The organism is Tumebacillus lipolyticus (assembly GCF_042682745.1).
Taxonomy (GTDB): domain Bacteria; phylum Bacillota; class Bacilli; order Tumebacillales; family Tumebacillaceae; genus Tumebacillus_A; species Tumebacillus_A lipolyticus.
On the sequence record NZ_JBHUIO010000002.1, the window covers coordinates 185,234 to 197,616 of the forward strand.

The 12,383-nt window shown below is 58.2% G+C and carries 3 protein-coding genes; 2 read left to right on the forward strand and 1 reads right to left on the reverse strand.

Annotation, left to right across the window (positions count from 1 at the left end; all coding sequences use genetic code 11):
- Positions 1 to 123: 123 nt before the first annotated feature.
- Complete coding sequence (locus tag ACFSOY_RS00710; protein ID WP_386043339.1) at positions 124 to 648, reverse strand: GNAT family N-acetyltransferase; 525 nt, start codon at positions 646 to 648, stop codon at positions 124 to 126.
- A gap of 564 nt (positions 649 to 1,212) precedes the next feature.
- Here ACFSOY_RS00710 and ACFSOY_RS00715 point away from each other — a divergent pair.
- Both ACFSOY_RS00715 and ACFSOY_RS00720 read left to right on the forward strand, forming a co-directional pair.
- Entirely contained in the window at positions 1,213 to 5,799 is a 4,587-nt protein-coding gene (locus ACFSOY_RS00715; RefSeq protein WP_386043341.1) for a type I polyketide synthase, read from the forward strand.
- Between the two features lie 14 nt (positions 5,800 to 5,813).
- Positions 5,814 to 12,350 (forward strand): amino acid adenylation domain-containing protein, encoded by a 6,537-nt coding sequence (locus ACFSOY_RS00720; protein ID WP_386043343.1) that lies wholly within the window; start codon positions 5,814 to 5,816, stop codon positions 12,348 to 12,350.
- Positions 12,351 to 12,383: the final 33 nt, after the last annotated feature.

Here is a 12,383-nt window from a genome sequence, read left to right on the forward strand (position 1 = left end):
AGCGAGCTGTGTCGAGTTGAAAATGTGCAGGACGAACAAAGGAGCAACCTCACGGTTGCTCCTTTGTTCAAACTATCTGTATGCGATTGTTTGCTGAGTTGGAAAAGCGTGATGAAAATTTAACTAGAGCGCGATCCAATATCGCTTGACCACATTTCCGTCTTCCTCAATAAAGCTTGTATCTGGAACGCCGCCATTATTTATGATCGTTTTTTCGGACCCGATATTCCAGGCGTCACATGCGACCAGCACTTTTTCGATTCTGAGCGCTTTCGCTTTTTCTAATGAGAGCGCCAACAGTTTTGTCGCATAGCCTTTCTGTCTCTCGGAGGGACGAATGCCATAGCCGATATGACCTCCGCAGTTGAACAATCTTTCGTTTAAGCGGTGCCGAATGTTGACAGCTCCCACCACTCGCTTGTCGGCCGTCACCAGCCAGTAAGTAGAATCTGGCACCCAACCTTCTGGCAGGTTCTCTCCCTTTTCCTGAGCGAGCAGCGATTGAACCATCGCCTGGAAATCGGAAGGGTCTTTTTGGATGACCCACGGAACCATTGGCTCGTTGCTGTCTTTCCACTCTTGATAGAACAATAAATATTCATCCTCTAATTCGATAGTAGGCTCCCACAAAGATACATCAACGTCCATCATGCGCTTCCTCCGATGCTGTAAAGTCAAAGAATTTTCGTTTGCTCTATTGTACTGAAACTATACTTTTTCTCCTAGCAGAAAATCTGCCGAGCAGGTAGTTGGCAAGATCGAATGAGCATGGGAAGTCGGTTCTTCCCAAGCTTGACGATCATTTTTTGATTGATTATCGATACATGCGATTGTGCAGATGCGATGTAAGGCGTTGAATGATGAGGTAGTAATATTATTAACGAGGTCGAAACTTCCTGGTTTTGGCTGGTTTAACAGAGCATCACTGTGTGAGCCAACTTTCTTCTGATGCTTGAAGCAACTTGCGCGCGGGGTGATCGCTTCCGTTTTTTCCGCGAACGAATAATTCCTTAGGTTGACATATTAACAATGGATAAATGTTCTCCAGCTTACTCTACGACCTTTTTCGACAACTTAGAAATAAATTAACCGTTTTAGGGAGGTTTCTTATTTTACAACAAAGAATATGAAAGGGAGAAGAAATGATCCGCTTGAAAATTTGGCATCTGCCGTTTATGAGTCTGTGAACAACCGATTGGAGGAAGTGTAAGGATGAGCCAAGAGGATATGACATGGGAAGGCATTGCGGTTGTCGGTCTGTCCGGCCGCTTTCCAGGAGCGAATAATATTGAGGAATTTTGGCGAAATCTGCGCGGTGGCGTGGAATCGGTGCGGTTTTTCACCGATGAGGAGTTGCTGGCAGCTGGGGTGAGCCCGCAGAAGCTTACCGATCCCAACTTTGTAAAAGCTGGGGCTGTGTTGGACGGCATCGAGGAGTTTGATGCCAACTTTTTTGGATTTAATCCGCGAGAGGCGGAGATCATGGACCCGCAGCACCGCCTTTTTTTAGAGGCATCGTGGACGGCGCTCGAACATGCGGGATACGATCCAGAGTCTTATGATGGCACGATCTCCGTGTTTGCAGGAACTGGCATCTCTCGCTATCTCTTGTTCAATCTGCTACCGAACCGCGAGCTAGTCGAATCGGTCGGGCAGATTCAGTTGATGATCACGAACGACAAAGATTATCTGGCAACTCGCACCTCCTACAAGCTCAATCTGAAAGGCGCGAGCGTCTCGCTCTCCACCGCCTGCTCCACCTCGATGACGGCGGTGCACCTCGCCTGTCAGAGCCTGTTGATCGGCGAATCGGATATCGCGCTGGCGGGGGGCGTTTCGATCGCGCTTCCTCAGAAGGCGGGATATGACTATGTCAACGGCTCGATCCTGTCTCCGGACGGCCATTGCAGAGCGTTTGACGATGAGGCGAAGGGAACGGTGCCAGGCAGTGGGCTTGGCGTGGTCGTGCTCAAACGGCTCGAAGATGCGATGGAGGATGGCGACACGATCTATGCGGTGATCAAAGGTACGGCGATCGCAAACGATGGAGCGCAGAAGGTCGGCTTCACCGCTCCTGGGGTGGAAGGACAGTCGCAGGCGATCGCAGAGGCGCTGGCGATCTCCGATGTAGAGCCTGACAGCATCTCCTACATAGAAGCGCACGGTACGGGCACAGAGCTCGGCGACCCGATCGAGATCTCTGCGCTGTCGCAAGTGTTTGGACTGAGCACCGATCGAACCGGTTTTTGCAAGATCGGTTCTGCCAAGACGAACGTCGGCCACCTCGATGCGGCCGCAGGGGTGACAGGGCTGATCAAGACGGTGTTGAGCTTGAAGCACGGTGAGATTCCACCCAGCCTGAATTTTGAGAAGCCGAATGCGAAGATCGACTTTGAAAATTCCCCGTTTGTCGTCAACACGGAGCTGAGCAGATGGGAGTCGGATGGGCCGCGCCGCGCTGGCGTGTCCTCGTTTGGACTGGGCGGAACGAACGTGCATGCGGTGCTGGAAGAGGCGCCTTCACACGACAGCGATGAGGAGAGCAGACCGTGGCAGCTGTTGCTCATGTCTGCCAAGACGGAGGAGGCGCTGGAGGCGGTCACCGACAACTTGGCCGAACATCTGGAGTCGAACGGGGAGCAAAAGCTGGCCGATATCGCCTACACGCTGCAGGTTGGGCGGCATGCGTTCGAGTCGCGCCGCGCGCTCGTCTGCAAGAGCGCAGACGATGCGGCAGGGGCGCTGACCTGGCGCGATCCGAAGCGCCTGATGAGCCGCCGGGTGCCGATGCGTCAGCGACCGATCGCCTTGATGTTCACCGGCGTGGGCGATCAGTATGTGAACATGGGCTATGAGCTGTACCGGACAGAACCTCTGTTCCAAGAGGCGGTCGATCGGTGCTGCGAGATCTTAAAACTGTATCTTGGCACCGACCTGCGCGAGCTGATGTTCAATCAGGATGCGATCGCGAAGGAGACGGACGGACAGGAGCAATCGTTCGATCTGCGCAAGATGTTGCGCCGAGAAGAGGCGGTCGACCCACAGGCGCAAAAGTTGAACGAGACGAGATACGCCCAGCCTGCGCTGTTTGTGATCGAATATGCGCTCGGGCGCTTGCTGATCGAGTGGGGCGTGCGCCCGCAAGCGATGATCGGCCACTCGCTCGGCGAATATGTGGCAGCCTGCCATGCGGGGGTCTTTTCGCTCGAAGATGCGCTGATGATCGTCGCCAAGCGAGCGCAGTTGATCCAAGAGCTGCCAGGTGGGGAGATGCTCGCTGTGCCGCTCAGCGCACAAGAGGTGGAGGTGCTGCTCGGTGAGGGTCTGTATCTTGCGACTGTCAATGCGCCGAAGCACTGCGTCCTCTCGGGAACGGCCGAGCAGATCGCCGAGCTGGAAGCTGTGTTGCAAGCGAAAGGGATCGCCTGCTCGCGCGTGGCGTCCTCGCATCCGTTCCACTCGCCGCTGATGGAGCCGATCGCCGCCAAATTGACCGAGCTGGTGCGCCGCGTCCAGCCGCAGGAGCCGGAGATTCGGCTGATCTCCAATGTGACGGGAACGTGGTTGACTGCCGACGATGCGACCGATCCGTCCTATTGGGCGCGCCATCTCTGTCAGACGGTTCGCTTTGCAGAGGGTGTGCAGACGATCTGCGAAGATGCGGATCTGCTGTTGCTTGAGGTTGGGCCTGGGCAGACGCTGTCGAGCTTTGCCGTGCAAACTCGGGCGGAGCGCACCGTGCTGCCGACGATTCGCCCCTCTTTTGACCAGCGTTCCGATGTCGCTTTCCTGCTCGGCACGATCGGCCAGCTCTGGCTGGAAGGAGTGGAGGTCGATTGGCGAGCGTTCTCTTCTGCGGAGCGCCGACTGCGCGTGCCGCTGCCGACCTATCCGTTTGAGCGAACGCGCTTTTGGATCGATCCGGCGACGAGCGTAGCTGAGGATGCGCGCATGTCGCTGACCGAGACGGGCGACAAGGCGAACGTCGCCGACTGGTTCTCCAGGCAGACGTGGCAGCGCACGCCAGACCTGCCGACCGCAGCGGCGGTGGAGCCGTCCCGCTGGCTCGTCTTTGCCGACACGCTCGATCTGGGCGACATCCTCGCGCAGCGGCTGGTCGAATCGGGCCACGAGCTGATCCGCGTGTCAGCAGCAGACTCTTTCCGCAAAGTGAATGAGATGGCGTATACGATCAACCCGGCCGCTTCGTCCGATTATGAGCGGTTGATCGGTGACCTGATCGCAAACGAAAAGACTCCAGCCAACATTTTGCACCTGTTTTCGGTCACAGGCGACCGCGATCTGAGCGGCCGTTTTGACGAAGCGCAGCCGCTCGGTTTCTATTCCTTGCTCTCGCTTGCCCAAGCGCTGGGCAAACATCATCTCACCGACCTGATCGACCTCTGGGTGGTCGGCGATCGAATCGCCGAGATCGAGAGCACCGATGAGCCGCTGGCAGAAAAAGCGACGCTGCTTGCGCTGTGCAAAGTGATTCCGCAGGAATATCGAAACATCACCTGCCGCTACCTCGACATTCGACTGCCCAAGCTTGCTGGCCGCCAAGGCGAAAAGCTGCTCGGTCAGCTGATGAGCGAGTTTGCGAAGCGCAGTCCAGATCGGCTGATCGGCTATCGCGGGCAGCAGCGCTTCGTGCAGTCCTTCGAACCGCATCCGTTGCCGGCAGCACCGAAGCGCTCCGCGCTTCCGCAGCGGTTGCGGCAAAATGGCGTCTACCTGATCACGGGCGGCTTTGGCACGTTTGGCAGCCTGTATGCGGAGTACCTCGCCAAGACGGTGCAGGCCAAGCTGGTGTTGGTCTGTCGCACCCAGCTTCCGCATCGTGAAAACTGGGCGGACATCTTGGCGGCCGAACACGGTGGCGACAAGGTGAGCAACATGATCTACTCCGTGCGGCGCCTGAACTCTTTGGGAGCGGAAGTGCGCGTCGTCACCGCCGATGTTTCGGATGCAGAGCAGATGGAAGCGGTGTTCGAATGGACGGAAAACACGTTCGGCTCGCTCGATGGGATCATTCATGCGGCAGGAATCGTGGAGCGCGACTCGCTCACGACGATCGCCGAGACGGGGCCGGCCGAATGCGAGCAACATTTCAAGGCGCGGGTCGAGGGCGCCTATGTGCTGCAAAAGATCCTCGAAGATTATGAGCCTGACTTTTGTCTGCTGCACTCGTCGCTCTCCTCGGTGCTCGGTGGAATCGGTCTGGTCGCACCGACAGCCGGTCATCTGTTCCTCGACGCATTTGCGGCAGCACAGAGCAAAGAGAGCGACTTCCCCTGGCTGCACCTCAACTGGGAACCGGGGGAGCGGGAGCAGATGTTGGATGCGATCGGGCGGATCTTCGCTCAAGATCCGCTCACCTCTTTGGTGGTGTCGCCGAAAGATTTGCCGTCTGCGCTGAAAAAGTGGATTCAGTTCGAAGCGCAGGCGGGTGAAGGGGACAGCCTGCATGAAAAGCTTTCCGGACAAAAACATGCGCGTCCCAACCTGCACACCGCCTATGTAGCACCGCGCGATGAAGGGGAAGAGTCGATCGCAGAGATTTTCCAAGAGCTGCTCGGCATCGAACAGGTGGGCATCCACGATTCTTTCTTCCAGCTGGGGGGGAACTCGCTGCTCGGCACGCAGCTGATCACCCGTCTGCGCGGCGCCTTCCAAGTCGATCTGCCGCTGCGCATTCTGTTTGAAGCTGCTACGGTGGCAGAGCTCGCGGTGGTAATCGAAGACCTGATCATCGAAGAGATATCCAAGCTGAGCGACGATGAAGCGTTGAGCTATTAGTTGGAGGTGGAAGGATGGACAACAACAAAACGGACCTGATGCAGAAGCGTTCATCGCTCACCCCCGCACAACGGGAGCTGCTCAAACGCCGCATGGCGGGCACGACCAAAGCGCCAGTCACTGCGATCAGCACCATCCCGCAGCGACCTGATGGTGCGGTGCCGCTGAGCTTCGCACAGCAGCGCGTCTGGCTGCTCGATCAGCTGGAGCCGGGCACCGCGACCTACAACATTCCGTATGCTGTCGCGATGACTGGCGATCTGCGCCTCGACGTTTTAAAGCGATCTCTGCAGGAGATCATCGATCGACACGAAGCGCTGCGGACCGTCTTCACAGCGGTGGATGGGGAGGTTGAGCAGACGATTCTCCCCGAGCTTTCGATCGCTGTGCCCCTGCTCGACCTGCGCCACCTCTCAGCGGAGGAGCGGACAAAGGAGGTGGCGCGCCTGACGCTGGAAGAGGCGCAGCGCCCGTTCGATCTGACGCTCGGTCCGCTGTTGCGGGCGAAGGTGCACCAGATCGGAGATGATGCGTACACGCTGACGCTCGTCATCCATCACGCTGTTGGCGACGGTTGGTCGTTCGGCGTCTTGATCCGCGAGATCGCGGCGCTCTACGAATCGTTTTTGCACGAGCGACGTTCACCTCTGCCAGCGCTCTCCGTTCAGTATGCCGACTTCGCGCACTGGCAGCGCCAGTGGATGCAGGGGGACAATCTACAGCAGCAGCTGGATTACTGGAAAGGGCGGTTGGGGAGCGACCTGACCACTCTGCAGCTGCCGACAGATCGACCGCGGCCTGCGATGCAGACCTTTCGGGGCGCTTGGTACGAATTTTGGCTGCCAAAAGAGCTTGAGCAAATGTTGGAAGCTCTGAGCGCATCAGAAGGTGCGACGCTCTACATGACCTTGCTCGCTGCCTTTAACGTCCTGCTCTACCGCTACACGATGCAGGAGGACATCGCGGTCGGTTCGCCGATCGCGGGGCGCAACAAAGGGGAGATCGAAGGGTTGATCGGCTTCTTTGTAAACACGCTGGTCATGCGCACAAGCGTGGAAGGCACGATGTCCTTTCGAGAAGTGCTGTCGCGCGTCAAAGAGGTGGCGGTCGGCGCTTATGCACATCAGGATCTGCCATTTGAAAAGCTGGTCGAAGAAGTGCAGCCGGAGCGCAACATGAGCTATTCACCGCTGTTTCAAGTGATGTTTGTGTTGCAGAACGCGCCGGTGCCAGAGCTGCGCTTGCCTGGTCTCCTGCTGAAAGCGCAAGAGATCGACAGCGGCACGTCCAAGTTCGATCTGTCGCTCTACCTGACGCAAAAGGAGGCGGGCTTGCACGCGAAGTTCGAGTACAACACCGATCTGTTCGACCTAGCGACAGTCGAGCGCATGGGGCAGCACTTTCACCGCCTGCTCGACTCGATGCTTCAGGATGTGGATCGACCGATCGCCGCTCTGCCGATGCTTACGGAGCGAGAGCAAAGCCTGTTCGCCGGCGAATGGAACGGATCGAAAGTTGAACTCGCAGCTGATCAGACGGTGCACGAGCTGTTTTCGGCGCAGGCGGTGCGAACGCCAGATCGGATCGCAGTCTCCGATCGCACCAGCTCGCTGACCTACAGCGAGCTGGAGGAGCGCAGCAATCGGTTGGCGCGCTATCTGCAGGCGCAAGGGGTGCAGCCAGGTGAGCTGATCGGCATCTCGATGGAGCGTTCGCCGGAGATGATCGTCTCGTTGCTCGGCATCCTCAAGTCGGGCGCCGCCTACGTCCCGGTCGATCCGGGCTACCCGGAAGAGCGGAAAGCGTACATGCTGAACGACTCGGCTGTCAATCTGCTGCTGACGCAATCTCACGTTTTGGATCGGTTGCCCGCCCACACCGCACAGACGATCTGCCTGGACACAGCGTGGGAGCAGATCGAGGCGGCGAGCGGGGAGCACATGCAACCGATCAGAGATGAGCAAAGCTTGATGTACGTCTTGTACACATCGGGATCGACAGGCAATCCGAAGGGTGTCGAGGGCACGCACAACGCGACGCTCAACCGCTTCCACTGGATGTGGAGCACCTATCCGTTCGGGGAAGCAGAAGTCTGCTCGCAAAAGACGTCGCTCAACTTTGGCGACTCGATCTGGGAGATCTGGGGTCCGCTGTTGAAAGGCGTGCCGCTGGTGATCTTTGATGATCTGACGGTCAAAGATATTGAGCAATTCGTTTCGGCGCTTAGAGCGCACTGCGTGACGCGCATCGTGCTCGTTCCTTCTCTGCTGCGGGCGATGCTCGACACCTATGAGCATCTGCAGCGGGAGCTTCCAGATCTATCCTTTTGGGTGTGCAGTGGAGAAGCGCTGACTGTGGAGCTGACCGAGCGCTTTCACCGGGCGATGCCAGATGCACTCTTGCTCAATCTGTACGGCTCGACCGAAGTGGCAGCAGACGTGACCTACTATGAAACAAGTTCTTCGCTTTCCGGCTTGTCGAGCATTCCGATCGGGCGGCCGATTCACAACGCGAAGCTGTACGTCCTCGATCGCAACCTGCAGCAGGTGCCGATCGGCGTTTCCGGCGAGCTCTGCGCAGGTGGGGCGGTGCTCGCCAACGGGTATTATAATCGACCCGATCTGACCGAGGAGCGCTTTGTTCGCAACCCGTTTGACGGCGGACGAATGTTCAAGACGGGCGACATCGTGCGCTGGTTGCCGAGCGGAGACATCGAATATTTGGGCCGCGTGGACAATCAGGTCAAAATTCGCGGCTATCGCATCGAGCTGGGCGAGATCGAAGCGGCGCTGATCGCACATGTGCAGGTTCATTCCACCGTCGTGATGGTGCGCGAAGACATCCCGGGCGACAAGCGACTCGTCGCCTACGCGGTGTTGCAGGCGGAGTCGGAAGTGACCGCTTTCGATCTGCGCCACTACCTGCAAGCGAAGTTGCCCGAGTATATGGTGCCCGCTTCGTTTGTGATGTTGGATGCGCTGCCGCTGACGCCGAGCGGCAAAGTGAACCGCTTGGCGCTCCCAGCACCTGGCCAGGCGGATGAACTGGGCGAACAGCTCTACATCGCGCCGCGGACCGAGACGGAGGAGAAGCTGGCGGAGATCTGGCAGACGGTGCTGCATTTGGAGCGGGTGAGCGCACAGGCAAACTTTTTTGAGCTGGGCGGCCACTCGCTGCTGGCGACGCAAATTTTGTCGCGCGTGCGGCGTGAATTTGAAGTTCAGCTCTCTTTAAAGCAGTTTTTCGAAGCCCCGACGCTCGAAGGGGTGGCAGGCAAGATCGAGACGGCGCTCGCAGATGCGGATCGCCAGCAGGGGCAATCGGTGGTGCCGGTGCCGCGGGATGGGCAGATGCGGATGTCATCTTCTCAGGAGCGACTGTGGTTTTTTGAACAGTTTCAGCCGGGCACTCCGACCTACAACATCCCGGAAGTGGTGCGAATCGAAGGGGAGATCGATTTTCTCGCCTTGCAGTCCGCCTTGAACGAGCTGATCGCGCGCCATGAAAACTTGCGGACCTCGTTTCTGATGGTCGACGGTGAGCCGGTGCAAAAAATTGAACCGTACGCCCCGCGGGAACTTCCGGTGATCGATCTGCAAGACATCGCGGCGGATGCGAGGTTTGCCCGCGCCCGGGAACTGGCGACCGAACTGTACAAACGGCCGTTTTTCTTGGACGCAGGTGCGCCGCTCTCGCTGACGGTGCTCCGACTCGCACCGGATGATCACATCCTCGTCTTGATCATGCACCATATCATCACCGATGGCTGGTCGATGAGCCGCATCTATCAGGAGACGCTCGCGCTCTATGAAATGTTCTCGCAGGGGAAAGATTCAGACTTGCCTGAACTGCAGGTGCAATATGCGGATTATGCGCACTGGCAACGAGAGCGGCTGGAGAGCGCGGAGATGGAAGAGCAGCTCGCCTACTGGCGAGAGCAGCTGCGCGGTTCGCTGCCTGTGTTGCAACTGCCAACCGATCGCCCGCGCCCAGCAGAGCAGACGTTTCGCGGCGACGCACTGCCGTTCGTGGTTCCCAAAGGGCTTTCCGCGCAGCTGCAACAGCTGTGTCAGCAAGCAGGGGTCACCTCGTACATGCTGTTGCTGGCAGCGTTTAACACGCTCCTCTCCCGCTATTCGGGGCAAGAGGACATCCTGCTCGGCTCGCCGGTCGCCAACCGCACGCGCGAAGAGGTGGAGAGCTTGATCGGCTTCTTCGTCAACACGATCGTCATGCGGACCGACCTGTCTGGCGCGCCAACGTTTGCTGAACTGCTCGCTCGCGTCAAACGGATGACGCTCGATGCGTATGCGAATCAGGATGTGCCGTTCGAGCGGCTTGTCGAAGCGGTCAACCCGGAGCGAAGCAACTCGCACGCGACGCTCGTGCAAGGCATGTTCGCCTTGTTGAATACGCCAGGTTCCGCCCTGCAGGTGGCGGGGCTGCAAGTTCGATTGTCCAACATGATGCTCACGCGCCTCGGCGTCGACAAAGAATCGATCGACTACGATTTTGTCGTCAACATGGTGGAGAACGATAACGGCCTGCGCGGTGTATTCGAATACAATGTCGATCTGTTCGACAAAGCGACGATCGAGCGGATGATCGGCCATTTTCTCGCCCTGCTGCAAGCGGTGGTCGACAACCCGGAGCAGAAGATCTCCGACCTGCAATTTTTGACGGCAGCAGAACGCCAGCATGTGCTGACCCGCTTTCACGGGCCGGCGCTCTCGTTCCCACAGGACGTCTGCATCCATCAGCTGTTCGAAGCGCAGGTGTCCAAGACGCCAGATGCAATTGCAATGGTGGCAGGGACGAAGCGACTCACCTACCGCGAGCTGAACGAGCGAGCGAATGGTGTTGCCTGCCGCCTGCAACAGATAGGGGTGGGAGTGGAGTCCCTGGTCGGCATCTACATGGAGCGATCGGAAGAGCTGGTCATCGCGATGATCGGCGTGCTGAAAGCGGGAGGTGCGTACGTTCCGCTCGATCCGCTCTATCCGCAGGAGCGCGTGCTGTTCACGATGGAAGATGCCAATCTGACCGCGTTGCTCACCGAGGAACATCTGCGCTCCGAACTGCCCGAGCAAGAAGCGCGCATCCTCTGTCTGCCGCTCGCCGAGCAGCAGATCGACAATCTGCAAAGCGCCGTCGAGCCGGGTCATCTGGCCTATGTGATCTACACCTCAGGTTCGACAGGTCGGCCGAAAGGGGTGGCGATCGAGCATCGCAGTGCGACTTCGCTGATTCATTGGGCGCATCGGGAGTATGCGGCAGAGGAGCTGGCCGGCGTGCTGTTTGCAACCTCGATCTGTTTCGACCTTTCTGTCTTCGAGCTGTTCGCGACGCTCTCCGCGGGCGGAACGGTCATCCTGGCAGAAAATGCACTGCATCTCGTGCAGCTTCCCGCAAAAGACGAAGTGACGCTGATCAACACCGTCCCTTCGGCGATCGCCGAGCTGCTTCGCATCGGAGGCATTCCGCAATCGGTGCGAACGATCAATCTTGCTGGGGAAGCGCTGCCGCTTCACCTGGTTCAAGAGCTGTACGAGCTTCCGACGGTGCGAAAGGTGTACAACCTGTACGGTCCCTCGGAGGACACGACCTATTCGACCTATGCGCTGCTTGAGCGATCGGCGATCACCACCCCGTCGATCGGTCGTCCATTGCCGAATACGCAAGCTTATCTGCTCGATGCAAACATGCAACCTGTACCGATCGGAGTGCCTGGGCAGCTGTATCTCGCAGGGGATGGCTTGGCCCGTGGATATTTGAACCGAGATGAACTCACGCGGGAAAAATTTGTTCCCGATCCGTTCTCGACAGATGGGGCGCGCATGTACGCGACCGGCGACTTGGCGCGCTGGCTCCCAGACGGAAGCTTGAGCTACATGGGACGCCTCGATCAGCAGATCAAGCTGCGCGGCTTCCGGATCGAGACGGGGGAGATCGAGGAGAACATGCGCCGCCATCCGGCGATCGCCGAAGCGCTCGTCATGCTCCGCGAGGATGAGCTGGGTGACAAGCGACTTGTGGCGTATCTGGTCATATCGGAGGAAAGCGCTGCGGATGAAATCTCCGAAGAAAGCGTTCGCTCTTTGCTGAAAGAGCGGTTGCCCGACTACATGATGCCGAGCCAGTTCGTCGTGCTCGACGCGTTTCCGCTCTCGCCAAACGGCAAGGTGGATCGCAAAGCGTTGCCGACGCCAGAGCGAGTGGAAGCTGTGCGAGCCGAGTACACCCCGCCGCGCAATCGGACGGAGGAGCAGCTCGTCCTCATCTGGCAAGACCTGCTGAGCGCAAGCAAGATCGGCGTGTATGATAGTTTCTTTGCTCTCGGCGGCCATTCGCTGTTGGCGACGAGAATGCATCATGCGATACAGGAAGAGTTTCACGTCGATCTTCCACTCAAACAGCTGTTTGAAGCGGTGACGATCGCCGAGCTGTCCGCTTTGATTGAACAGATGTCGACTGAAACTGACGCAGCATCTGACAATGCGGGGATCACCGCGCTCGATCGAAAGTCTCGCAGCAGACGAATGAAGTTGTGACAGAACCTAACAGATATGAGAGAGGACGATGCT